Annotated in this window: 22 protein-coding genes; 14 read left to right on the top strand and 8 right to left on the bottom strand. The window is 56.6% G+C overall.

Annotated elements, in window-relative coordinates; genetic code table 11:
* Positions 1-50 precede the first annotated feature (50 nt).
* The 8 genes from uppS (at position 51) to rpmE (ending at position 8064) form a co-directional block, all read left to right on the top strand.
* Positions 51-737 (top strand): polyprenyl diphosphate synthase, encoded by a 687-nt coding sequence (uppS, locus tag GRI91_RS01035; protein WP_160735315.1) that lies wholly within the window; start codon positions 51-53, stop codon positions 735-737.
* Entirely contained in the window at positions 727-1482 is a 756-nt protein-coding gene (locus GRI91_RS01040) for a phosphatidate cytidylyltransferase (RefSeq protein ID WP_337190293.1), read from the top strand. The genes uppS and GRI91_RS01040 overlap by 11 nt, the downstream gene beginning before the upstream one ends.
* Positions 1482-2639 (top strand): 1-deoxy-D-xylulose-5-phosphate reductoisomerase, encoded by a 1158-nt coding sequence (locus GRI91_RS01045; protein ID WP_160734786.1) that lies wholly within the window; start codon positions 1482-1484, stop codon positions 2637-2639. The genes GRI91_RS01040 and GRI91_RS01045 overlap by 1 nt, the downstream gene beginning before the upstream one ends.
* A 2-nt stretch (positions 2640-2641) precedes the next feature.
* On the top strand, positions 2642-3757 hold the full coding sequence (rseP, locus tag GRI91_RS01050; protein WP_202385387.1) for an RIP metalloprotease RseP: 1116 nt from the start codon (positions 2642-2644) through the stop codon (positions 3755-3757).
* Between the two features lie 172 nt (positions 3758-3929).
* Positions 3930-6575: an outer membrane protein assembly factor BamA gene (gene bamA / locus GRI91_RS01055; protein WP_160734787.1), complete on the top strand. Its 2646-nt coding sequence runs from the start codon at positions 3930-3932 to the stop codon at positions 6573-6575.
* A complete protein-coding gene (locus GRI91_RS01060; RefSeq protein ID WP_160734788.1) occupies positions 6575-7240 on the top strand; it encodes an OmpH family outer membrane protein in 666 nt (221 codons plus the stop codon). The genes bamA and GRI91_RS01060 overlap by 1 nt, the downstream gene beginning before the upstream one ends.
* Positions 7241-7270: 30 nt before the next feature.
* Positions 7271-7741, top strand: a complete 471-nt coding sequence (gene fabZ, locus GRI91_RS01065) for a 3-hydroxyacyl-ACP dehydratase FabZ (protein WP_160734789.1) — start codon at positions 7271-7273, stop codon at positions 7739-7741.
* 95 nt (positions 7742-7836) lie between these two features.
* Positions 7837-8064, top strand: coding sequence for a 50S ribosomal protein L31 (gene rpmE, locus GRI91_RS01070; protein WP_160734790.1), 228 nt, complete (start codon positions 7837-7839; stop codon positions 8062-8064).
* A 92-nt stretch (positions 8065-8156) separates the two neighbouring features.
* Here the strand turns inward: rpmE and GRI91_RS01075 are convergent, their stop codons facing one another.
* Both GRI91_RS01075 and GRI91_RS01080 read right to left on the bottom strand, forming a co-directional pair.
* Entirely contained in the window at positions 8157-9359 is a 1203-nt protein-coding gene (locus GRI91_RS01075) for an amidohydrolase family protein (protein WP_337190294.1), read from the bottom strand.
* Between the two features lie 135 nt (positions 9360-9494).
* On the bottom strand, positions 9495-10091 hold the full coding sequence (locus GRI91_RS01080; protein WP_160734791.1) for an FMN-dependent NADH-azoreductase: 597 nt from the start codon (positions 10089-10091) through the stop codon (positions 9495-9497).
* A 37-nt stretch (positions 10092-10128) separates the two neighbouring features.
* Here GRI91_RS01080 and GRI91_RS01085 point away from each other — a divergent pair, with 37 nt between their 5' ends.
* Positions 10129-10554: a winged helix-turn-helix transcriptional regulator gene (locus GRI91_RS01085; RefSeq protein ID WP_237437583.1), complete on the top strand. Its 426-nt coding sequence runs from the start codon at positions 10129-10131 to the stop codon at positions 10552-10554.
* Between the two features lie 4 nt (positions 10555-10558).
* Here the strand turns inward: GRI91_RS01085 and GRI91_RS01090 are convergent, their stop codons facing one another.
* Both GRI91_RS01090 and rlmN read right to left on the bottom strand, forming a co-directional pair.
* On the bottom strand, positions 10559-11287 hold the full coding sequence (locus tag GRI91_RS01090) for a DUF4136 domain-containing protein (protein WP_160734792.1): 729 nt from the start codon (positions 11285-11287) through the stop codon (positions 10559-10561).
* A 98-nt stretch (positions 11288-11385) separates the two neighbouring features.
* Positions 11386-12630: a dual-specificity RNA methyltransferase RlmN gene (gene rlmN, locus GRI91_RS01095; RefSeq protein WP_160734793.1), complete on the bottom strand. Its 1245-nt coding sequence runs from the start codon at positions 12628-12630 to the stop codon at positions 11386-11388.
* 245 nt (positions 12631-12875) lie between these two features.
* Here rlmN and GRI91_RS01100 point away from each other — a divergent pair, with 245 nt between their 5' ends.
* On the top strand, positions 12876-13532 hold the full coding sequence (locus GRI91_RS01100) for an outer membrane protein (protein ID WP_160734794.1): 657 nt from the start codon (positions 12876-12878) through the stop codon (positions 13530-13532).
* 74 nt (positions 13533-13606) lie between these two features.
* Here GRI91_RS01100 and GRI91_RS01105 read toward each other — a convergent pair whose 3' ends face one another.
* The 3 genes from GRI91_RS01105 to GRI91_RS01115 form a co-directional block, all read right to left on the bottom strand.
* Positions 13607-14116: an invasion associated locus B family protein gene (locus GRI91_RS01105; protein WP_160734795.1), complete on the bottom strand. Its 510-nt coding sequence runs from the start codon at positions 14114-14116 to the stop codon at positions 13607-13609.
* Entirely contained in the window at positions 14116-14622 is a 507-nt protein-coding gene (gene greB, locus GRI91_RS01110) for a transcription elongation factor GreB (RefSeq protein ID WP_160734796.1), read from the bottom strand. The genes GRI91_RS01105 and greB overlap by 1 nt, the downstream gene beginning before the upstream one ends.
* 82 nt (positions 14623-14704) lie before the next feature.
* The gene (locus GRI91_RS01115) at positions 14705-16654 is read right to left on the bottom strand and encodes a lytic transglycosylase domain-containing protein (RefSeq protein WP_160734797.1); all 1950 of its coding nucleotides are present in this window, start codon (positions 16652-16654) and stop codon (positions 14705-14707) included.
* A gap of 102 nt (positions 16655-16756) precedes the next feature.
* On the opposite strand from GRI91_RS01115, the gene dapA reads away from it, so the two are divergent.
* Positions 16757-17638: a 4-hydroxy-tetrahydrodipicolinate synthase gene (gene dapA / locus GRI91_RS01120; protein WP_160734798.1), complete on the top strand. Its 882-nt coding sequence runs from the start codon at positions 16757-16759 to the stop codon at positions 17636-17638.
* 73 nt (positions 17639-17711) lie between these two features.
* Here the strand turns inward: dapA and GRI91_RS01125 are convergent, their stop codons facing one another.
* Complete coding sequence (locus tag GRI91_RS01125) at positions 17712-19667, bottom strand: alpha/beta hydrolase family protein (RefSeq protein WP_237437584.1); 1956 nt, start codon at positions 19665-19667, stop codon at positions 17712-17714.
* Between the two features lie 125 nt (positions 19668-19792).
* Between GRI91_RS01125 and smpB the strand changes: the two genes are divergently transcribed.
* From smpB to GRI91_RS01140, 3 genes are all read left to right on the top strand, one after another.
* On the top strand, positions 19793-20275 hold the full coding sequence (gene smpB / locus GRI91_RS01130) for an SsrA-binding protein SmpB (protein ID WP_160734799.1): 483 nt from the start codon (positions 19793-19795) through the stop codon (positions 20273-20275).
* Between the two features lie 119 nt (positions 20276-20394).
* The gene (locus tag GRI91_RS01135; protein WP_237437585.1) at positions 20395-20922 is read left to right on the top strand and encodes a DUF2062 domain-containing protein; all 528 of its coding nucleotides are present in this window, start codon (positions 20395-20397) and stop codon (positions 20920-20922) included.
* A complete protein-coding gene (locus tag GRI91_RS01140) occupies positions 20919-23357 on the top strand; it encodes a response regulator (RefSeq protein ID WP_160734801.1) in 2439 nt (812 codons plus the stop codon). Before GRI91_RS01135 ends, GRI91_RS01140 begins: the two co-directional genes overlap by 4 nt.
* Positions 23358-23462 lie beyond the last annotated feature (105 nt).

The raw sequence follows: 23462 nt of genomic DNA on the forward strand, positions 1-23462 counted from the left end.
GCATGCCTCAATTCGGAGGTGGTGTCGTTGGTATGGCGACGGGTGAGGATATGGGCGAGAAACTGGATTTTGGCGCCCGCCATGTCGCCATCATCATGGATGGCAACGGGCGGTGGGCGAAACACCACCATCTGCCTCGCGCGATGGGTCATCGCCGCGGTGTAGAGGCTGTGCGCCGTCTGATCCGCTCGCTTGGTCCAATGGGGCTTGATTGCGTCACGCTCTATGCCTTTTCTTCGGAAAACTGGAAAAGGCCGCAGGATGAAGTGAAAGATTTGATGTCGCTGATGCGGCATTTTATCAAAAGCGATCTGCCTGAATTCATCGCTAATGATGTAAGGCTGAAGATTGTCGGCGATTATCAGGCGCTGGAACCTGACATTGTCGCCATGCTGGATGATGCACTAGAGCGTACGGCTGATGGCAGCCGGACCGTCGCTGTGGCTCTGAATTACGGCTCTCAGCACGAAATCGCACGCGCGGCGGCCAAGGCAGCAGCAGAAGGTGCGGTCACTACCGAAACCATTTCTGCCCATCTCGACACGGCTGATTTGCCCCCTCTCGATTTGGTGATTCGGACTTCCGGCGAAATCCGTCTGTCCAATTTTCTGCTGTGGCAATCAGCCTATGCCGAACTGTATTTTACCGATGTGTTGTGGCCGGATTTTACGCCCGAGCATCTGGAACAGGCTTTGGCAGAATATGCCGGGCGGGAGCGTCGCTTTGGTGGACGCTGATTTTACGCCCGAGCGCAAGCGTGACCGTTTGAGGCGTTATGCGAATGTGCCGCTGCAGGTGCGCACATCCGATCTGCCAAAACGTGTTGCTTCGGCTGTTGTCATGCTGGCGCTGGCTGGCGGCGCATTGGCAGCTGGCGGGGTGTGGCTGCAGGGATTTATCGCAGCGGTCGCATTTGTGGGCATTGCCGAATTTGTGGTTTTGATCGTCAAGGCGACTGACAATGTTCCCTATCGGCTGGCCGGCGTTCTGGCGGCTATTGTCTATGTCGGACTCGCCGCAGCGCTCTTGATCCAGATGCCCCGCTTCATGTTGGTGGTCACCGTTGTGGCCGTGATTGCGACCGATACGGGGGCATATTTTTCAGGCCGTACCATTGGCGGGCCGAAGATCGCCCCATCGATCAGCCCATCGAAGACATGGGCAGGCCTGGGCGGCGGAATGATTGCATCCGGACTCTGGCTGGTCGCAGTTGTTAGTGTGATCCGCTCAGCATTTGCCTCGCTGTCCCAATCGCCCGCTCAGGGTTTCGACTACAATTTTCTGATTTACGCTTTTGCTGGCGGCGCCTTGTTGGCCATCGCGGCGCAGGCGGGCGATTTTCTCGAAAGCTGGTTGAAACGCAAGGCAGGCGTCAAGGATAGCTCTCGGCTGATTCCCGGCCATGGCGGTGTGCTTGACCGCATTGACGGTCTGCTCCCCGTGGCGTTGATCGTCGGGCTTATCTTCAGCGAGGGGTGGTGATGACTCAGCGCTCCATTTCGATACTCGGGGCTACCGGATCAATCGGCAGCTCGACGCTGGACCTCATCCGGCGCAATCGCGACAAATGGCGCGTTGTTGCCCTTACGGCGCATAGCCGGGTGGATGAGCTTGCCTCATTGGCGCGTGAATTTGATGCCGAACTGGCGGTCATATCCGATGAAAAGCGCTTGCCGGATCTGCGCGATGCGCTTTCGGGCAGCAATGTGGAGATTGCCTGTGGCGCGGCGGCATTATGCGATGCTGCGGCCAGACCTGCGGATATGGTGGTTGCGGCCATAGTCGGCTGCGCGGGCCTTGCACCCACCATGGCTGCCATCGAACAGGGCACGACGATTGCTTTGGCCAATAAGGAAGCGCTGGTCTCAGCTGGCGATATCCTGATGTCCTCCGTCGCTGAAAACGGCGCGACTCTCCTTCCGACTGATTCAGAGCATAACGCTATTTTTCAGTGCCTTGCTGGCAATAGTTCGCGTGAAGTCCGCTCTATTACACTCACTGCAAGTGGCGGACCATTTCGCAGCTGGAGCAGCGAGCAATTAAACGCTGCCACACGAGAGCAGGCGCTGAAACACCCCAATTGGGACATGGGTGCCAAGATCACGGTGGATTCGGCCACGATGATGAATAAGGGCCTCGAATTTATCGAGGCGCATCATCTCTTTCCGGTCGGGCTCGACCGCCTGAGGATCATCGTCCATCCGCAATCTGTGGTTCATTCCATGGTTGAATATCGCGACGGATCGACTCTGGCTCAGCTTGGGCCGTCCGACATGCGCGTGCCGATCGCCTCCTGTCTGGCATGGCCGCAGCGGATGGATACGCCGTGTGACCGGCTTGATCTGGCCCAGATCGGTTCGCTTACTTTTGAGGCGCCTGACGAAGTCCGCTTTCCCGCAACGCGTCTCGCACGGGAAGCGGTAGAAGCGGGCGGGGCGGCTCCGGCGATTCTTAATGCGGCGAATGAAGTCGCGGTGGAGGCATTTCTGGCAGATCGCATTCGCTTCACCGAAATCGCCGCACTCGTGGCACAGGCGCTGAGCGCTGCCATGCCGCCACCACCGACGACGCTGGCAGAGGTGCTGGCAATAGATCGCGATGCGCGGCGGCGCGCATCGGATATTCTGGAGCGCGTCTGATCATGTTCGAATCGCCTCCTTTCTGGATGTGGATCCTGGGATTCCTGCTTGTGCTGGGGCCTCTGGTCACGCTGCATGAGCTGGGACATTACCTCGTCGGACGCTGGTGCGGCGTGCGTGCAGACGCCTTTTCGATTGGCTTTGGCAAGGAGCTGTTCGGCATAACCGACAAACGGGGCACGCGCTGGAAGATTTCAGCGCTGCCACTGGGCGGATATGTACAATTCGCCGGGGATATGAACCCGGCCAGCCAACCCAGTGAAGAATGGCTCGCTTTGCCGGAACAGGAGCGTGCGAAGACCTTTCAGGCGCAGCCATTGTGGCAACGCGCCCTGATCGTGGCGGCGGGCCCGGTCACCAACCTACTGATCGCCATCGGTATTCTGGCGGCCTTCAACTTCGCTTATGGCAAGCTGAACATACCTCCGGTGATTGCGCTGGTTCAGGAAGACAGCGCGGCAGCGAAGGCGGGGCTCGACATTGGCGACCGTGTCATTGCGGTGAATGGCGATCCGATCGAGAGCTTTGATGAACTGCGCGATATAGTGGTTCCCAATCCGGGCACGGATGTCGATCTGACGGTTGAGCGCGAAGGAGCGCAGAAGGAATACAGCTTCACCATCCCGACTTTGGTGGAGCAGGACCGATTCGGTAATGAGTTTCAGGTGGGCCGGCTCGGCGTTGGGTCGAGTCCCGGCGAAATAATTGCTGTCGGTCCGGTCGAAGCGATCACGCTGGCGTTCAAACAAACGGGCGACATCATGGTGATGATGGTGCAGGGGGTTTGGCAGATTATCACCGGGCGGCGTCCGGTGGATGAATTGGGCGGTCCGATAAAGATCGCGAAATATTCTGGCGAGCAGCTGAGTCTCGGCTGGCGTCAATTCGTCTCCTTCGCAGCGTTAATTTCAATTAACTTGGCATTCATTAACCTGCTGCCAATCCCTGCGCTCGACGGTGGGCACCTGGCTTTCTATGCGGCCGAAGCACTTCGCCGTAAGCCAGCCAGCGCCCGCAGTCAGGAATGGGCGTTCCGATTGGGCATAGCCTTTGTGCTGTCGCTGATGGTGTTCGTCACGGTTAATGATGTTATCTCGCTGCCGATATTCGGTAGTTGAGTCAGTAAATTTGGAGTGGCCGGCCCATGCAAAGGGGATGTTTGCTTGATCGGTTTGGCTGCTTGAGGCAGAGGGCGCCTTTCATGCGTCAGACGATGGAGTTATCCATCGTCTCGGTAAATGCAGCGGGTGCCGCGACCCGGGGCGGGAAGTGTCAAGGATTGGACGGGAAATGAGCCGTAAGGCGGATACCATCAAAGCATCTCACTATGCGGCTGCATTGCTCGGCTGCTCCATGCTTGCCGGGGTGCCTATGGGCGCTTTGGCACAGGATGCAGACTCGGCAACCACGACCGAGGCAGATGCGCAATCGGAGGCTGCGCCGCAAGGCGACACCATCCGTTCCCTCACCGTAGTAGGATCGCAGCGTCTCGAACCACAGACGATCCTGAGCTATATTCAGCTGAGGGTTGGCGAGACTTACACTGCGGCCAAGGCCGATCAGGCCCTGAAGGATCTGGCCGCCACCGAATTGTTTGCCGATTTCAGCATCCGCAACAATGATGGTGACGTGGTCATTCAGATTCAGGAAAATCCGGTGATCAACCGGATCGTCCTGGAAGGAAACAAGAAGCTCAAGGACGACAAGATCCTGCCGGAGATCAAGCTTTCTCCACGGCAGATCTTTACGCGTTCAAAGGTTCGTGCCGACGTGGCCCGGATCATCGAATTGTATAAGCGTCAGGGCCGCTTTGCTGCGTCGGTTGAACCGCAGATGGTTCAGCTTGAACAGAACCGCGTGGATATCGTCTTCGAAATTACCGAAGGCCCCAAATCCAAGGTTCGCCAGATCAATATCCTCGGGAATGAGGCATTTGGTGACGGCGAATTGCGCAGCGAGATGGTCACCAAGCAAGCACGCTGGTTCCGTCCCTTCAGCTCCAGCACCAGCTATGATCCCGATCGTCTCGCTTTCGACCAGCAAAAGCTGCGTCAGTTCTATCTGACTGAAGGCTACGCCGATTTCCGTGTGGTTTCGGCCGTTGCCGAGCTGACACCGGACAAGGAAGACTTCATCATCACTTATGTGGTGGAAGAAGGTAATCGCTACAAATTCGGCGATGTCGGCGTGGAAAGCCGCATCCGTGATTTCGACAGTGACCGCCTGACCAATGCCCTGCCGATGAAGGAAGGCGATTGGTACAATGCCAAGCTGGTCGAAGACACGGTTGAGCAGCTCAGCGAAACGGCCGGCACCTATGGCTATGCCTTTGCCGATGTGCGCCCGCAATTCTCGCGCGATGCCGAAGACGAGACGATGGACGTCAGCTTCGTCATTAACGAAGCACCGCGGGTGTATGTCGAGCAGGTGGACGTTAACGGCAACACGCTGACACAGGATAAGGTCGTGCGCCGCGAATTCCGTATTGCGGAAGGCGATGCGTTCAATTCTCTGGCGGTTCGGCGTTCCACTGCGCGCATCAATTCGCTCGGCTATTTCCAGGAAAACTTTGAAATAGATCAGCGTGAGGGCAGTGCCCCGGACCGGATTATCCTGGAGGCGAATGTTCAGGAACGGCCGACAGGTGAATTGTCGCTTTCTGCTGGTTTCTCAAGCCTTGAAAGCTTCATCATTTCGGGTTCCATCCGGCAGCGCAACTTCCGTGGCCGGGGACAGACAGTTGGCGCCAGCGTCAACTTCTCGCGTTATTCGCGCAGTGCGTCGGTCAGCTTCACCGAACCCTATGTGTTCGACAAGAACATCTCGGCCGGGCTCGACATCTATCGCCGTGATTACAACAACGGCTATTACGATCGTAATAGTGCCACCTATGAAAAATCGACCACCGGTGCGCAGTTGCGCGCGGGTGTGCCGCTGACCGAATATCTCACCGCGATTGGTCGCTACACGCTCAATTACGATGAGATCACTCTCGATAAGTCGACTTATTTCACGACGGATGACAACGGTGTTGAAACGTGTGAGCCGCTGCTCGCCGGGCGCTATTTGTGTGATGCTTTGGGCAATCGACTGAGCTCAATACTCGGCGCATCGCTCGCCTATAGCAATCTGGATAGCCGGGTAAGGCCAACACGCGGTGAGAGTGCCACGTTGAATCTGGACTTTGCAGGTCTTGGCGGGGACGTGAAATACCTCAAGGCGCGCGCTCAGGCTGCCAAATATTTCAATCTTGGTAGCGGCTTCATCTTCTCGACATCAGTCGAAGGCGGCTATGTCTACGGACTCGATGGCGACGTGCTGCTGACGGACCGTTTCTTCCTTGGCGAAGGGCAGATGCGCGGCTTTGATATTCGCGGAGTAGGTCCACGTATTGCTCGTTTGCCGTATCGCACAGATGCCGATGATAATCTGGTCCCAGTTGATATTGATGACCGGTCTGTCACCGATGACGCTCTGGGCGGTAACGCCTACTATCTGGGCCATCTGGAGCTGGAAATTCCACTCGGTTCCGGCGCTCGCGAAATGGGTCTCAGGCCGTCGATATTCGTCGATGTGGGCTCTGTATTTGATATCGCAACACCGGAGACTAAACCCTATCCGGATGGCGTTTTCATCGCCTCGCGCAATAGAGAAGGTCAGGACCTGTGCCGTCAGACTGTAGATGACACATCCGAAGTGATCGTATGCCCGGACGTTGATACGCTGCCGGATAATATCACTGCTCTGGGACGCACTATATCGCCGTTCGAGGAACGGTTTGTCGGGAATACCGCCATGCCGCGTGTTTCGGTCGGCTTCGGCGTAAACTGGAATTCACCCTTCGGCCCGTTCCGGATCGATGTCGCCTATCCGCTGCTCAAGGAATATGGCGATGAAACCAAACTCTTTTCATTCAATGTGGGAACGCAATTCTGATGAAACAGCTACTTAAACCCGTCCTTACCGCGGGCCTTATGCTTACCGCTTCGGCCGCTCCCATGGTGATGGCGCCCGCCGCCGCCCAGAGCGTCAACGGTATCGGTGTCGTCAATGTCGATGCGGTTGTGGCTAATTCCACAGCCTATCGCACTGCCGCGCAGCAGCGCCAGACGACATATAAGGCACAGATCGATCAGGCCAATGCGCGCCGTCAGCAGATTCAGCAGCAGATCCAGCCGATGGTGGAAAAGCTCCAGGCTGACAGCCAGGCCCCAAATGCCGATCGCGCCGCTTTGCAGCAGCAGGCTCAGCAGATTCAGCAATTGCAGCAGAGCGCACAAGCCGAATTGCAGCAGATCCTCGCACCGGTGTCGCTGTCTCAGGCCTATGGCGAAGAGCAGATCAACGATCAGCTTGCGACCGCTATCGAAAATGCCGCGAAGAAGCAGAATGTTACGATGGTGATTACGCCCGATAACATTCTCTATGCGGACAATTCCTACAATCTCAATCAGGGCGTCCTTGACGAACTGAATGCGCTGGTTCCCAGCGTGCAGGTTGTTCCGCCCGAAGGCTGGGTGCCGCGTTCGGTGCGTCAGCAGCAACAACAACAGCAGCAGCAGACTGAGCAGCAGCCGGCAACTCCGGTTCAGGGCCGCTAAGGACTAAAAGAACAGGGGAAGGTCAGGGCAATGAGTGAGCAGAACGGCGTAAACGCCTATGATATTGGCAAGATTCTCAGTGCCCTGCCGCACCGCTATCCCTTGCTGCTCGTTGACAAGGTGCGTAGCCTCGAGATTGGGGAACGTATCCACGCGCTCAAAGCCGTGAGTTTCAACGAGCAGTTCTTTCAGGGGCATTTCCCCGGTCGTCCGATTATGCCCGGCGTGCTTCAGATCGAAGCATTGGCGCAGTCTGCCGCCATTCTGGCCATTGAAACGCTCGAGCTCGCCGGCAGCGGCAAGCTGGTTTATTTCATGGCGATTGAAGAGGCCAAGTTCCGCAATCCTGTGGAACCTGGCTGTTTGCTGGATCTCGAAGTCGGCTTTGTTCAGAAGCGCGCACGGGTTTGCAAATTCTGGGGTAAGGCCAGCGTCGAGGGCAAATCGACCTGCGAAGTGAAGTTCACGGCAATGATCGCCGATCCGCCTGCCGATAGCTGAGGGCTTGCCATCAGCGCCTGCGCGCTTTAAGGGCGCGCTTTCTTTAAGTCCGAAGTCCCGGTCGGAACCGGGCTGACAAAACGGAGCATTACGCCATGAAGGCCGATACCCATCCCGATTACCACATGATCACGGTTAAGATGACCGATGGTACTGAATTCCAGACGCGCTCCACCTGGGGCAAAGAAGGCGATACGCTGACACTGGAAATCGACCCCACGAGTCACCCGGCCTGGACTGGTGGACAGCAGCGCCTTCAGGAAGGAGGCCGCGTTGCCAAGTTCAACAAGCGTTTTGGCGGTCTGTCGCTCAAAAAGGGCTGATCTGAAGAACCGAGTTGAAAAAAGGGCGGCCTCGCGAGGCCGCCCTTTTTGTTTGTACCGAGCAGATTTTCTCTGCCCTCCCGATGTCCGGGTCAGGCAGCTCTCGCCTGATCCCCGATCGCAAGCCGGCCCTTTACCGTCGCCTTGCTGAGATCCAGTCCATACAGCTTCGCCGCGTTGCCGCCGACAATCTGGCGCACCATGTCGGGGTTCATATGGGCCATCGTTTCACTGATGGTTTTTTCACTGTTGGGCCAGATCGAATCGGGATGCGGATAATCGCTGGCCCAGAGGAGGTTTTCCGGCCCCCAGAATTCGGTAAGCCGCATGGCTGTCGGGCTTTGTTGGAATGTTCCGTAAACCTGATTGCGAAACACCTCGGACGGTTTTTTCTTGTGGGGAATGCCGCCCTTGTCGTCCCAGAAGTCGGCGCATTCCCAGAGACGCCAGTGGCGATAATCGAGTTCCTCGACCACCCAGGGGACCCAGCCCACACCGCTTTCGGCGATGACAATTTTGAGACCGGGGTGGCGTTCCAGAATGCCCCAGGCAAACAGATCCACGAAGGGATCGAGAAATTGTTCGATGAACATTTTGGCATGCAGGAATGTTGCCCCGGCTGAGCCTTTATATTTATCGAAGGCCTTGGTGGCGGAAGGGAAAACGGTGACATGAAAGCTGAGCACGATGCCGCTTTCTTCGAGTAAGTCGAACAAAGGTTCCCAGCGTTTATCTTCCAGCCGTGGTTCGCAAACCGCAATTTGCAGATTGGCCTGTTTTACGCCGCCCCGTTTGGCAAGGCGTTTGAGTTCGGCAATTGCGGGCTCGGGGTGGGGCGGTAGCATGGCGACGCCGATCAGGCGATCGGGCGCATGCGTGCAGAAATCTTCATGCAGCCAGTCATTATAGGCAGCATAGCAATCCCGCATAAGCTGCTCATCATCCGTCTTGATCGAGGTGACAGGGCCGAAGACAAGATGCCCCCACACATGATCACGGTCCATATCCTGCAGGCGCAAAGCGGCATTGCCAGCGCGCAATTCGGTCACATCTTCAATGCCGCCGCGATCATAAGCGGTGTGGATCGGCTTGGGGCCTGAAAATCCGGAGGGCTTACCGGCCCATCCGCCCCAGCGCTGCGAACCGCAGACCCATTGCGCCGTGCCATTTTCCAGCTCTTCCACATGCGGCACCTGATCGCCCCATTTTGATGACAGGCGGTCCGACCAGACATTGGCGGGCAACATGTTGAGATCGAGGTGATCATCACAGGAAATAAGGGGCGTCTCTATCACGGTTTGTGTCTCCCAATGGTGTATTTTGAATAATACGTACAATGATACGTATATTGTCTCAAGGGGAGTGACGTCAAAAAAAGGCCCGGGGTTTTCACCCCAGGCCCTTTACGCAGTGGCTGTGATCAGTCGATGTTACAGCTTGGCGATTTCAGCCTTCGCATCGGCAATCGCCGCATCGCGGACTTCCGGACCATAGCCGATCTTGTTTGCGCGGATGATGGAGAGGTCATCAACGCCAATAAAGCCGAAGAACACTTTGAGCAGTTGTTCCTGATGTTCAGCTGCGCCGCCTTGTTCATACTCCCCGCCTTGGGAGGACAGGATGACGACTTTGCGCCCCCCGGCAAGACCTTCCGGGCCGGCTTCGGAATAGCTGAACGTCACGCCCGGCACGCCCAGACGGTCCATCCATGCCTTGAGCTGGCTGGGAACGGTGAAATTATACATCGGTGCGCCGATAATCACGATATCTGCCGACATGAATTCATCAAGTACGGCACGTTCTGACGGGAAGGCGGCCTTCATATCGGCATCCTGCGCATCTTCCGGCAAGCGGATGGCGCCGGTGGTGATGGGGTTCAGATGGGCGAGCGGTTCGGTACCAAGATCGCGATAGATGACTTCGGCATCGCTGTTCTTTTCTTTGAAATGTGCGGTCGCGGCAGCAGTCAGCTCACGCGTGACAGAATTGGCTCCGGTCGTGGCGCTATCAATATGCAGGATTTTCAAGTGACTTCTCCAGTATCTATAGGTAACTGAGGCGCATATGGATACTGCTACCCCTTTTCCGCAAGAAGGCACACCGATGTGCGATAGGAACACCGATGTTCCTACCCCGCTGGAAAGTTTCGGAGCCTGTCCGGCCGTGACCGACGTTCTGTCCCGGGTTGGCGACAAGTGGTCGATGCAGGTCGTTATTCGTCTGGGCGAGGGCTCCCGGCGGTTTAATGAATTGCGGCGGATCATTAACGGGATCTCGCAGCGGATGCTGACGCGCACCTTGCGCGGGCTGGAACGTGATGGGCTGGTGCGCCGCACCGTGACGCCCAGCGTTCCCCCGCGGGTGGATTATGAGCTGACCGACATCGGACGGTCGCTATGGAAACCGGTCAGTGAGCTTGGCGCATGGGCGGTGGAGCATCGGCAGGTCATCGCACAAGCACGCGATGATTATGATGCAGCGGCGCAATAGCGCCTTATTCTACGACGCTGTCATCCGGGCCAACGGGAAATTCTGAAAACAAGGCATCGGCAAGGCGCGATGCGATGGCATTTTCGGTGTATTGTTCCGATCCTTCGCGGCTGAGCATGCTGGCGCGGCCTTCCCACAGCACATCATTGCTTTTGGCATCGCGAACACGCACTTCGATCCGGGTCGAAAGCATCGCCTTTTCCGGCTTGGTAAGGTCAACATTAACCGCCAGCCCGTAGCCGGTTCCCCGATTGGAAACAGAAACTGCCGCCTCGCCTGAAATCGGATCGCGCTTTCCTTCAGCCGGAATCGCAATGTCACGAAAAACAGTGATTTCGGCAATCTGGGTGTCTGTCCGGCTTTCAAATGCTTGAGGAACCGCGGTGTCATAACCCAGACGCGCCAGCTGATCGATCAGTGCAGCTTCATATACCGCTTTGTCATTCATTGGGCCTGTGTCGGCAGTGAGGCTGGTGACGACAATCTTGCCGTGTCCCAGCATGTCCTGCTTGTCTGCGGCGACAAAGCGTTCCACCGACACTTTACCCTCACGCACAGAGGGGGAAGGTGACCGGCGCCGTTCTGGCCAAGCAGAGCGATATCGGCCAGCAGTGGGGCCCATTTGCGAAGAGCCCCAGCCGATCGGCTGGGCATTCGCAGGCAAGGGGAGGGATATGAGCATGGCAAAGGCTGCCAGAGCCGTCGGTGCGCCAAAGCGATTGAGCGGCTTCATATCGTTCCATCCTTATTGAGCATTTTACAGCCCAAGGCTTATCGCAGCCGAGTTTGCGGCAAGCTGAACTGCTGAAATTGCGGTTCGGCTTTAAAAGATCAGTCCAGCGCTGCCTGTTTTTCCGCAGCAAGCCGGTCCAGTTCAGCTCGGCTTTTCTTTTCGGCGGTGGTTTTCAGCTGTCCGCAGGCGGCATCGATGTCGCGCCCGCGCGGGGTGCGGACGGGAGCGCTGATGCCGGCGCCAAACACGATGTTGGAGAAGCTGCGGATGCGTTCCGGTGTGGAACATTCATAGGGTGCACCTGCCCAGGGATTGAAGGGGATGAGGTTTACCTTGGCGGGCAAGTCATATTTCTTGATCAATCGCACCAGCTCATGCGCATCTGCATCACTGTCGTTCTTGTCTTTCAGCATGACATATTCAAAGGTGATGCGGCGGGCATTGGAGGCACCGGGATAGGCCGCGCAGGCTTCCAGTAATTCCTCGATCCCGAATTTGCGATTGATCGGAACGATTTCGTCGCGCACTTCCTTGCGTACGGCGTGAAGGCTGACGGCCAGATTGACACCTATTTCTTCACCGCAACGAGCAATAGCGGGAACGACGCCGCTGGTGGACAAGGTAATCCGGCGCCGCGACAGGCCAAGGCCTTCATTATCCATCACCAGTTTCAGCGCATCGCGAACATTGTCGAAATTATAAAGCGGTTCGCCCATGCCCATCATCACGATGTTGGTGAGCAGGCGCCCATCGGCGCGATATTCCGCTTCGCTTTCCTCGGCGGCAATATCCATCCGGCCCTTGGGCCATTCGCCCAATTCGTCGCGCGCCAGCATCACCTGGCCAACGATTTCGCCCGGTGTGAGATTGCGCACCAGCCGCATGGTTCCCGTGTGGCAGAAGCGGCAATTGAGCGTGCAGCCTACCTGGCTGGATACACAAAGGGTTCCGCGATCGGCATCGGGAATGAAAACCATTTCGTAATCATGACCATCGGGCGTGCGCAGCAACCATTTGCGGGTTCCGTCGGAACTGTGCTGAGCCTCCACAACATCTGGCCGGGCCACGATAAATCGTTCTTCCAGCCAGGGGCGCATGGTTTTGCCGATATCGGTCATGGCGGAAAATTCGGTTTCCCCGCGCAGATAGATCCAGTGAAAAACCTGCTTCGCGCGCAGCTTGGCCTGTTTGGCGTCTAGCCCGGCAGCGGCAAAAAGCTCGGTAATCCTGAACTTGGGCAGACCAAGCAGGTCGATGCGGCCATCCTCACGTGGAGTGATGTCGCGCGCGACGGGAACCGGGTCCGTGTGGCCCGGGATCGGCATAAGGGCAGTGTCTGACATGATGCAGCTTATATAGGGGAAAGCTGGGGCAAAGGGAAGTCTGTGCACCGCCGGGGAAGGCAGGAACAACATCCGGCCCGGAAAATTCTATCGAGTGAGACGCTCAGCTCGTCGCAACATATGTTGCATAAATGCATCACATATTTCGTTGTGTTATGTTAATGAAACTCTTCAGCGTAACATCCATTCCCTCTCTGCGCGGCACAGACCGCGAATGACAATAAGACTATGCATGGAGTTACATAATGAAAAAGGGTCTCGCACTTATCGCACTGGGTTCCACAGTGGCTTTCTCGGCAGTTCCGGCCATGGCGCAGGACGCTCAGGACAATTTCTCTGGTCCCCGCATTGAAGGTCTCGTCGGCTGGGATCGTTCGCAGCCCGGCAGCTCGGTTGACGGCGATAGCGACGTTGGCATCGACGGTTTCGGCTATGGTGTCGGCATTGGTTATGATTACGCGACGCCCAGCGGCTTTGTCGTTGGTGTGGAAGGTGAAGTAACCGGTTCCACCGCAAGCACGGAAAATGACACGTCTGCTTACGATGCCTTTGGCCTCGGCGAAGTGGAAACGGGTCGTGACTTCTATGCCGGTGCCCGCGTTGGTTATGCCGTAACGCCCAACACGCTGGTTTATGCCAAGGGTGGTTACACCAATGCGCGCTACAACCTCGTGGCAAGCGACGGCACGAACGAATTCGACGATCACCTCGATCTCGACGGCTGGCGCGTAGGTGCCGGTGTTGAACAGGCACTGTCGACCAACACCTTCGCCAAGCTGGAATACCGTTATTCCAACTATGAAAAGGGCGAATTCGACGCCGCTGACTTGGGTGAAACTGATCGCTTTGACGTCGATTCCGATCGTCATCAGATCATGGCCGGTTTCGGTCTGCGTTTCTGATAGTCGCTATCTGACTAAAGCAATTGAAAAGGCCGGGGTGCATCCCCGGCCTTTTTTTTATTCCGTCCCGGCACTCAGTCGGCTGAGATACAGCCTAGGTGCGCAGCATCCATTGCGCTGGCAATACCGCTCAGATCATATCGATCATGGAAGCGTTTGCCGGATGTGTCCGTGGCGCTGATCGTCATGCGGGAGGCGGAGCGCATCGCCTTGGCAATATTGCGGTCGGTTGCAGCATTCTTGCTCCAGGCATCGCGAGAGCGGCCTATCAACGCAAAACGCGTCCCGTCGATGCGCAGGCGTATCGAGGAGCTCGCCGAACGCTTCCGGGAAAGGCGAAAATGGATCTGGTCGCGAATATTGCGGCCCGGCCAGACAGAGATGGAGACATAGGCTTGTTTGCTCGCATTACTGTTGCTGGCCTTGGCGATTGCATAGCAATTCAAGGGCTCGGATGATCGGAACGCGCCCCAATTTTCATATATTCCCAGACTTTCCGCATTTGTCGCACTGGCTGGCGCATTGGCCATCAGCGCCGTTAAAGTGGCACCAGCGACAAGCATTGCCTTTGACGTAAGGCGCATCACGCAGGGTAAGCCCCGTCCTGATTGACGGGATACTCTACGCGGATGACTTCCCATTCCTTTTCTCCGCCGGGGAGCCTGACCATGCGGCAATCCCCCACGGCAGCGGCACGCAGGGCCCGTGCTATGGGGGCGCTCCAGCCGACTTTGCCGCTGCTGGCATCCTGCTCATCATCCCCCACCAGCGTCAGTGTGCGCTCTTCATCATCCTCATCCGCGATCGTCACTGTTGCCCCGAACCAGACCTTTTCCCGGTCATCCTGCAGCGCAGGGTCAACCACGCGTGCGGACTTCATCCGGCGGGCGAGGTGGGCAAGCTCCCGGTCGATTTCGCGCATGCGTTTGCGGCCATAGAGGTAATCGCCATTTTCAGAACGATCGCCATTGCCAGCTGCCCAGCTGACGATTTCGACGATCTCAGGTCGTTCAGTACCCAGTAAATGGTCATAACGCCGCTTGAGAGCCAGAAAACCAGCGGGCGTGATAGGGTTTGATGCAGGCTTCATAGCCGCCTGATAAACGTGCCGAGGGATGAAGGCGAGGGGGGTGACGGCAATAGTCGGTTCCCGACTATTGCCGTCAGGATTTTTAACGAAGAAAATCGCTCAGATCACGGGGCCGGCCATAGGTCGCCTTTTCGGGATAGAGCCGTTCATACACCACTGCATTTTCCAGCACGCGCTGAACGTAATTCTTGGTCTCGAAAATCGGGATTTCTTCGATCCACTTTGTCCATTCCACAGCGCCGCGGCGCGGATCGCCATTGGCGCGCAGCCATTTGTTCACATTGCCAGGGCCCGCATTATAGGCAGCCACGGCCAGCGGATAGTATCCGTCATAATAAGCCAGCATGCGCTGGAAATAGCCATTGCCGAGGCGGATATTATATTGAGAATCGTCGATCAGTGAGGCGGACATATATTGTATGCCGGTTTTGCCCGCTTGCTCGCGCGCGGTTCCTGGCATCAATTGCATCAGTCCGCGCGCACCGGCCCAGCTGATGGCATTCTGCGCGAACTGGCTTTCCTGCCGGGTAATCGCGTGCACCATCGTCCAATCCGCGCCTGGGGGTACGTCAAGCGTGGGGAAGGCGAACCGTGTAAAACCGGGGACACCATCCGCGCCTGCCGCTTCGCCGACATTAACCGCCAGATCACGGCGCCCGATATTCTGCGCAAGTTCCGCCACCAATTGATGCTGAGCAGGCGTTTCTGCCTGTCCGGCAATCTCGCGGTAGAAACGGATGCCCGTGCTCCACGGAGCATCACGGGCGACTTCGGCCACGGCGGCCGTCAAAGGCTGCGCGTGAAATGCGGCGCGTTCCTGCGCGGTGGGGGTGGCAGCTTGGCCATCGGCAAAATCGGGTACATCACGGCCCAGCTCCTTCAGAGCGAGCAGGCCGTAAAAGCGATCAGGATATTGCGCCGCCATTTCATAGTAACGTTTTGCAGACGCACGGTCCTGCGCCTTGGCAGACGCAAGGCCAGCCCAATAGAAACCCTTGGAGCGGGTTTGCGGTGTTTGTGCCGCTGCACCATAGCGATAGAACAGGGGAGCGGCCTTTGCCGCGTCGCCCAGTTTCCACAGGCTTTCAGTGCCGCCCAGCCACATCAAGGATGTGTAGTCATCACGCAGTTTATAGGGCTTCGTGCTGATATCGGCTTCACCGCGAAAGGCATCATCCACGGATGCGGCAATCTTCTGGGCCGAACGCGCATCGGCGATCTTCGCGACGTTAAGCAATTCCTCAACCCATAAGGTCTGATCATAGGGGAGGGATGAGAGCAAAGGCCGATTGGCCAACATGGAAACGGCGGCTGTTGGCCGCCCCTCCAGCCGCAATTCGCGTGACCGGTTATAGAGGTAACCCGGATCGCTGAGCGCAGACGCCACATTGGTGGCGCCATCGCCGCCCTGTAAAATGGCGAGGCGCGCCTGAAACAGAGCCCGTTTGTCCGGCGAAACATAGGCCATTTGACGCGCGGCGGCATCGGGGTCGCGCTGCCAGAGCAGTGCATCCATGCGCGCGTCTTGATCGGCGCGGCTAAAATTCGCGCCGTACATGGCCAGAATCGTCGCCTCGGCGGTTTCGTTCATTCCGCCATTTCGCCAGGCCTCGCGTGCGATATTCATGGCTTCCTGTGGCCGGACAGCGCTGAGCGCGAGCGCATAATGCGCGCGCCCCTCATTGGTCTGGGGCGGGAAGCGGTCGAAAAACGCGATCAGCCGGTCAGCCGGTACATATTCATCCTGCAACCGGCTTTCCGCCGTCACGCGCAGACTCATCTCATCCGGAAAGCCCGGATTGGTGGCGAGGAAATTGGCATAGGTGCTGAAATCGAGGGACTTGTTCTTTTTCAGGCGTTCCCACTGCTGCACCGCGGCGGCCATGCGTCCGGGTTCTCTGGCGACGAGAGCTTCTCGCGCATTGTCCCAGTCACGAGTGTCAAAATTGCTCTGAGCCCCAGCCGGCGTCGATGCGCTGAAAGTGGTGGCGAGCAAAAGCGGAAGAATAGATGTACGGACCATGCTGGACATTATGCCCTAAGGCTCCTTATCAGGCGCTGAACGTAATTATACGAGGAGCCGCGATTGTGCGACTTTTCGCAGACACATGAATCAAACGCAGGAGTAGCGCAAATGTTCTCAGGCTCGATACCGGCCCTGGTGACGCCTTTTCGCGATGGATCGTTCGACGAGGACGCTTTCCGTCAATTGGTCGATTGGCAGATCGAAAGCGGCTCCAAAGCGTTGGTTCCGTGTGGCACCACTGGAGAAAACTCCACCCTGTCGAATGCAGAGCATCACCGTGTGATCGAAGTTTGCGTGGAGCAGGCTGCCGGCCGGGTGCCGATTATTGCCGGTTGTGGCAGCAACGACACGATGAACGCGCTGCTCCATATGACCTTTTCCAAGAAATGCGGCGCCAGTGCCGCTCTGGTGGTCGCGCCCTATTACAACAAGCCGAGCCAGGCCGGCATATTGGCGCATTTCTCCTATCTCGCCGAGCATAATGATCTGCCGATCATCCTGTATAATGTGCCCGGCCGGACAGTGACCGATATCGCGCCTGAAACGGTCTGCGAACTGGCGAAGCGATATCCGGAGAACATTGTCGGGATCAAGGATGCCAGTGGTGATCTGTCCCGCGTGGTCGATCACCGGATGGGCATAAGCAAGGATTTCTGTCAGCTGTCGGGTGACGACGAACTGGCACTGCCTGCCAATGCCGCCGGTGCATCGGGCTGCATTTCCGTCACCGCCAATGTCGCACCGAAGCTCTGCGCGGATTTTCAGCAGGCCTGCGTTGAAAACGACATCGCCCGTGCGCGTGAGCTGAATGATCTGCTCTATCCGCTTCATTATGCGATGTTTGAGGATTCAAGCCCCGGCCCGGTCAAATATGCGCTGAGCCGCGTGCATGACTGGATGACCGATGAAGTCCGCCTACCGCTGGTCCCCTGCAGTGAACCGGCTCGTAAGGCGGTTGACGCGGCGCTGGAAAATGCCGGCCTGATCTGATTCTTCGGTGCTGCTAATAAAAAGGGCCGCCTCCCCGGGGAGTGCGGCCCTTTTTATAGTTTTTGCGCAGATTTTACTGTGCAGGGTTATATTTCTGGACGAAATCCATCGCTTCATGCAGCATCTGGTTGCGTGTCTCGGCATGCGAGAGCCAATGATCCTCGTTCATTAAATCAACCATCTTGTAGGGCTTTCCGGCATCCTTCAGGGCATCTGCCATGATTTTGCTGTGAACATATGGAACCACCGTGTCGTCGCGTCCATGGATCAGCAGGATCGGGGCATCGGCGTCTTCTGCATGATTTCTTGGAGAAATTTTTCCGAAATTGTTGGTCGGCCCGAACTCTTCGAGGTAATTTGCCTTGCGTCTTCTATCTATTCCAAACTGGAGATGCTCCTGGCGATAAAAGAGGCCAATGTCGCTCACAGGCGCAACCGCAACAGCGCATTTATAGATACCATGCTGGAGTGTTACCCCGGCCAAAGCGGCATAGCCGCCATAGCTGGCGCCAACGATACAGGCACGTGACGGATCGATTACGCCTTTGTCGGCTAACGCATTCAGACCGTCAGAGAGGTCCGTCTGCATTTTTCCACCCCATTCGCCATAGCCTGCTTCCTTGAAGGCATCATCGCGATTGGTTGAGCCACGGAAATTTGGCTGAAGAACAGCGTATCCACGCGATGCAAATGCTTGGGCCCACCAATCGAACTCTTCACTATCCTGACTATGAGGTCCGCCATGGGGAAGTGGAATAACCGGTAGGTTTTCTGCCTGAAGATTAAGCGGAAGAGTCAGGATGGCTTCTATCTCAAGGCCGTCTTGTGCGGTATATTCGAATGTAGAGATAGGATTGACGCGATTTCCGATTTTTGGTCGTTCCTGACCTATCAACTTCGCTTCCAAAGTGGTGATATCGACAAGATACTGGCTTCCGCTGTCATTATTGCCATTGGTGGACACGATGATGCGCTGAAAATCGGGAGTCCACTGATGAATAGCGAGATTACGGTCCGAAAAGGCTCTATCTATCTTCATGGCTGAGGCTTGCCACTGTGGGGCGACGAATTGCCATGGATCATCCTGCGTGTCGTCGCGCCAACCCAAAAACCTGCTGTTTTTCGGGCTCCAATACATCGCGTCAACATTCTGATCAGAGAGTATCTCTTCGGCTTCTCCATTCCCTGTTAGTGGAACTGTGAAGTAACGGTCATCATCAATGATAGCGGATGATTTTTCGAAATAGATTACATTCTGGCCATTTTCGGAAAAGCCCAGAAGTGCGATGTCACCATCGTAATTCTCCCCTTCCCATATCTTGCGATTCCGGCCATTTTTTATCGTCCAGCGACCATTGTTTCGTTCCCACTCCAATGTCGCCGCGACGTTACCGTCTTCGTCGATCAGCCAGTCACGCCACTGGGATTCGGAAGGTGAATTTGCGATTTTGCGTGCCTGATTTTTGCTCAGATCTATTTCATAGAGGGCAGGTTTAGTGCCGCCTTCATAATACCACTTTCCGTAATTGGAAAAGGTCAGTGGCATCCCGCCGACATAGGCGAACCACCTCCCATTTTTTTGCCGAACCCCATACCATCCGAAGGTCGCGTTCATGATTTCGGGATCGTCTTGAAACACAAGCCTGAACGGCTTTTGTGGATCGACCGGAATGATCATTATATTATAGAATTCGGCGTTTTCGCGAACGAAGCGTGGATCGAGTTCCTGCGTATCGCTGCGAGTAAGGAGCAATTGTTCGTTTCCTGCCCATGTGATACTGCGTACTTTCATGTCGCCAACCTGAAGCGCGTTGATTGGCTTCATTTCCTGATCGAACATCACGAGCATACGTTGGGAATTGATTTGTCCCAGCATTGCCAGAAGCCCCTGCGGCGACAAGGCGGTAAATTCGATCGCGGATAGACTGCCGTAGGCCTCCAGAGGAATCGATTTTTCCTGCGCATGAGGCGTTGAAGAATACCCGGCGGATAGAAGAAGAAAAAGGAAACAGTAAAATAATCTTTGCATTTTGCACCCCTGTTTAAAGAGGTGATTAATACTGTTTTTTAAGTCGTAAAGATCTCGCGTAAGCGGCGGCGCTTGCGGGATTACCCTTTGCAGATTGGCTGCGACGCCCTACATGGCCCATCATCATGGCACGTCCCAAACCATCCACTTTCGACAAGAAAAAGACCGTTGCGGAAAATCGCCGTGCGCGGTTTGATTACCATATTGACGACACATTCGAGGCAGGGATCGCCCTGACTGGCACCGAGGTGAAGAGCCTGCGTTTCGGGGAAGGGTCAATCGCCGAGAGTTATGCCGAGATTCGCAAAGGCGAAGCATGGCTGATCAATGCGAATGTGCCTGAATTCAGTCACGGTAACCGGTTTAATCACGAACCCAAGCGGCCGCGTAAATTGCTGCTCCACGAACGGGAAATCAATCGTCTGCACGGCGCGGTGGAGCGCAAAGGCATGACGCTGGTCCCGCTATCGGTCTATTTCAATTCCAAGGGCCGGGCCAAAGTCGAGCTGGCATTGGCCAAGGGTAAGCAGGCGCATGATAAGCGTGCGACGATGAAAGATCGCGACTGGAAGCGTGATCAGGCAAGAATATTGCGCGATCGTGGCTGATTCACCCGAATTATCTAACGGCTAAACCGTATGTTCAGCCGTTACAGTGCATCATGGCTTTCGTGGATGAGTCAAATGTGTATGGGAGAATCATGAAAACCCGCCTCAGCAGATGGGCAATGCGCCAAATGCCCACGCGCGAGCAGCTTGAGAAAAGCCGCTATGTGCGTCATTTGGCGCGGCGGTCTGAATTGTGGCGGCTTACCCGGCGATCTGTCCCGCGCGGTGTCGCAATCGGCCTGCTCGTCGGCATATTCGCGCTCATTCCCGGGGTGCAGATGATCGGCGCGGCGCTCATGTGCGTGCCATGCCGCGGCAATATCCCGATCGCAGCAGCGATGACATTTGTGTCCAATCCGGCGAGTACCTTCCTGATCATTCCAGCAGCTCTTTGGGTTGGCGGTCTTTTGGGCTTTCCGGTCGATATGGCTGCATTTTCCGAATTGTATCGCAATGGAGCCGGAGTAGGCGAGTGGATCGGCTGGCTGCTTTCTGATGCGGCGCCCTCCCTGGTGGTCGGACTGTTGGTCATCTCGGTGCTGGTTTCGGCCATTGGCTATTTTCTGACTATTTTTATCTGGCGCGGAATCGTGTTGCGCCGTCGGCGTCGGCGATTGAGCCGCGCAGCCCTCGCGCCTGCAGAATGAGCTTTCTGGCCGAAAGAACCGGCTTGCGCCTTGCTGACCATACTTTGGTGGTCTGTGGGTGCCTGCTCAGCCTGACAATTGTGATGTGGGTCAGCGAAAGCGTTCTCGTCACCATGGCCTATGGCGGCGGATTGCTGGCTCTGGGCGCATTGGCCATATTTATCAGCCGCCATAAAATCGCGCTGCAGGCCAGCGATCATGCGGTTGTGCCTGACTGGGCGCTGACCGCTGCCGCAATTGCGGATGATCATGCCGGGCTCGCCATTACGGATCATGATGGCCGTATGCTCTGCGGGAATCCCCTGTTCAACCGCTGGTTCGGCGGGGGCTGTGTGCCGCCGCGACTGGCTCTGGATGACGATTATGATGCGACCTTGCAGCTCGCCGCGCGTGCTGCACGGCGGGATGGCGAGGCGCATCAGCGGGTGTGCCGTGGTCAGGAAATCTGGGATGTAACGATCAAGAGAGCGGGGCGCGGTGACGATTATCTGATCTGGCGCTTTACCAAGATCGGCGTGTCGCATCCTGTCGAGGGGATGAAGGAACGTCTTACCTCATCCGTGGGGCGCATGTTCAGCCAGGCTGCTGTTGAAATCGTTCTGGTGGGCGCTGACGGCGCCATTCGTGCGGTCACGCCAGGCTTCGCCAAACGGGCTGGGGCCGATTCTGAGGCGGATCTGACCGGGCAGGATTTTGTTGCCTTGCTTCGAACCGATGAGCGCGAGCAGATCTATTTCGCGCGTGAAGGACGCAGTGGCAGTCCCCAAATATTGGTGAGGGTTCCGCTTTCAGATCCGGAAATGAAATCGGATGAGGGCGATGGCGAACTGTCGTTGATGCTGTTGTTCGATTCTGCCGTCGGCATTGGCGTGCAGGGCACCGATCAAGGGCAGGCACCCGAATTGGAAGCTCTGCTGGAGAAGCTTCCGCTTGGCCTCGCCATGACCAATAAGGATGGTTATTTCCTGTTTGCCAATCCCGCGTTTCACCGTGCTGCCGGGTTGGGTGAAGAGGAATTGCCTTCCTATCCCTCTGATCTCGTCATTCAGGAAGATAAGGGCGCGCTCTCTAACGCGGTGCGCCGCTATAGTACGGGAGCGACCGGGCGCGGCGATGTCACCGTTCGGTTGCGCTCTGAACCAGATGAACCGGTGTCGTTTGGCATTGCCGCTGTTCGCGGTCTTGGTGAAGCCACCATTCTGCTCAGTATTGCCGATTCATCCGAAGAAACCCGCTTGCGCCGACAGGTGGCCCAGGCGACGAAGATGCAGGCCGTCGGTCAGCTTGCAGGCGGCGTAGCGCATGATTTCAACAATGTGCTGACCGCCATCATCGGCTATTGCGATCTGATGTTGCTGCGTCATTTGCCGGGTGACAGCGATTATGATGATATTCAGCAGATCAAGGCGAATTCGAACCGTGCGGCATCGCTGACGCGGCAATTGCTAGCATTTTCGCGGCAGCAGACGTTGCGGCCTGAAGTGGTGCAATTGCCTGATGTCCTGTCGGAAGTGTCGCAGTTGCTCAAGCGGCTGCTGGGCGCCAAGATCACGCTCAAGATTCATCATGCCAGAGGGTTGGGGCCAGTCCGCGCGGATCCGCGTCAACTTGAACAAGTGATCATCAATCTTGCCGTCAATGCGCGCGATGCCATTCAGTCGAATGGTCGGGACGGTGAACAAACCGGCGGCACACTCAGTTTCTGCACGCGCGCCGTGTCACGCGCCGATATCGAGCGGCTGGAAAGCGATATCATTCCGGTCGGTGAATATACGGCACTGATCGCGGAAGATACTGGTGGCGGCATTTCACCAGAAGCGCTCGGCAAGATCTTTGAACCCTTTTTCACGACCAAGGAGCAGGGCAAGGGCACGGGCCTTGGCCTTTCGACGGTGTACGGTATCGTTAAACAATCGGGCGGTTTTGTCTTTGCCGATAATGTTACCGATGCGGCAAATCGCATTACAGGCGCACGTTTCACGGTTTATCTGCCCATCCATAATGCGCCGACTGAAATACAGGCCCGCCAGGAGCCAGAGCCAGCCAGTCGCTGGTCGGGCGGCGGGCACATCCTGCTGGTCGAAGACGAAGACATGGTTCGCGCGGTCGCGGAGCGCGCTCTGCTGCGTCAGGGATATGAGGTTACCGCCGCGCGCGATGGGGATGAAGGGCTGGAGCACATGCAGCCTGGTCGCTTTGATCTGGTTATCAGCGACGTCGTCATGCCGACGATGGACGGGCCGGCAATGGCGCGTGAGATTCGCAAGATCGAACCTGAGCTGCCGATATTGTTCATGTCGGGCTATGCGGAAGAACAATTGCGCAGCGACATCGATATCGATCGGATGCACTTTCTCCCCAAGCCGTTTTCGGTTCAGCAAATCGCCGCTAAAGTCTCCCAAATCCTTTCGCAAGGGCCGCACAGCGACCAGTGATTTTTCACTTTTGTTCCACTCTTGTTCTTTGAGAACAAATAGGATACATCCTTCGCATGATGCAGAAAGGGGGGGGCTCCCCCTAGGCAACCGAAGGAGGCCATG

It is taken from the genome of Altericroceibacterium endophyticum, from assembly GCF_009827595.1.
GTDB classification, from domain to species: Bacteria; Pseudomonadota; Alphaproteobacteria; order Sphingomonadales; family Sphingomonadaceae; genus Altericroceibacterium; species Altericroceibacterium endophyticum.

Bases quoted from the DNA above. Each gene is read 5' to 3' on its own strand.
- uppS (WP_160735315.1), top strand. From the start codon at position 51: ATGGGCGAGAAACTGGATTTTGGCGCCCGCCATGTCGCCATCATCATG.
- GRI91_RS01045 (WP_160734786.1), top strand. From the start codon at position 1,482: ATGACTCAGCGCTCCATTTCGATACTCGGGGCTACCGGATCAATCGGC.
- rseP (WP_202385387.1), top strand. From the start codon at position 2,642: ATGTTCGAATCGCCTCCTTTCTGGATGTGGATCCTGGGATTCCTGCTT.
- bamA (WP_160734787.1), top strand. From the start codon at position 3,930: ATGAGCCGTAAGGCGGATACCATCAAAGCATCTCACTATGCGGCTGCA.
- GRI91_RS01060 (WP_160734788.1), top strand. From the start codon at position 6,575: ATGAAACAGCTACTTAAACCCGTCCTTACCGCGGGCCTTATGCTTACC.
- fabZ (WP_160734789.1), top strand. From the start codon at position 7,271: ATGAGTGAGCAGAACGGCGTAAACGCCTATGATATTGGCAAGATTCTC.
- rpmE (WP_160734790.1), top strand. From the start codon at position 7,837: ATGAAGGCCGATACCCATCCCGATTACCACATGATCACGGTTAAGATG.
- GRI91_RS01085 (WP_237437583.1), top strand. From the start codon at position 10,129: ATGGATACTGCTACCCCTTTTCCGCAAGAAGGCACACCGATGTGCGAT.
- GRI91_RS01090 (WP_160734792.1), bottom strand. From the start codon at position 11,287: ATGAAGCCGCTCAATCGCTTTGGCGCACCGACGGCTCTGGCAGCCTTT.
- rlmN (WP_160734793.1), bottom strand. From the start codon at position 12,630: ATGTCAGACACTGCCCTTATGCCGATCCCGGGCCACACGGACCCGGTT.
- GRI91_RS01100 (WP_160734794.1), top strand. From the start codon at position 12,876: ATGAAAAAGGGTCTCGCACTTATCGCACTGGGTTCCACAGTGGCTTTC.
- GRI91_RS01105 (WP_160734795.1), bottom strand. From the start codon at position 14,116: ATGCGCCTTACGTCAAAGGCAATGCTTGTCGCTGGTGCCACTTTAACG.
- greB (WP_160734796.1), bottom strand. From the start codon at position 14,622: ATGAAGCCTGCATCAAACCCTATCACGCCCGCTGGTTTTCTGGCTCTC.
- GRI91_RS01115 (WP_160734797.1), bottom strand. From the start codon at position 16,654: ATGTCCAGCATGGTCCGTACATCTATTCTTCCGCTTTTGCTCGCCACC.
- dapA (WP_160734798.1), top strand. From the start codon at position 16,757: ATGTTCTCAGGCTCGATACCGGCCCTGGTGACGCCTTTTCGCGATGGA.
- GRI91_RS01125 (WP_237437584.1), bottom strand. From the start codon at position 19,667: ATGCAAAGATTATTTTACTGTTTCCTTTTTCTTCTTCTATCCGCCGGG.
- smpB (WP_160734799.1), top strand. From the start codon at position 19,793: ATGGCACGTCCCAAACCATCCACTTTCGACAAGAAAAAGACCGTTGCG.
- GRI91_RS01135 (WP_237437585.1), top strand. From the start codon at position 20,395: ATGCGCCAAATGCCCACGCGCGAGCAGCTTGAGAAAAGCCGCTATGTG.
- GRI91_RS01140 (WP_160734801.1), top strand. From the start codon at position 20,919: ATGAGCTTTCTGGCCGAAAGAACCGGCTTGCGCCTTGCTGACCATACT.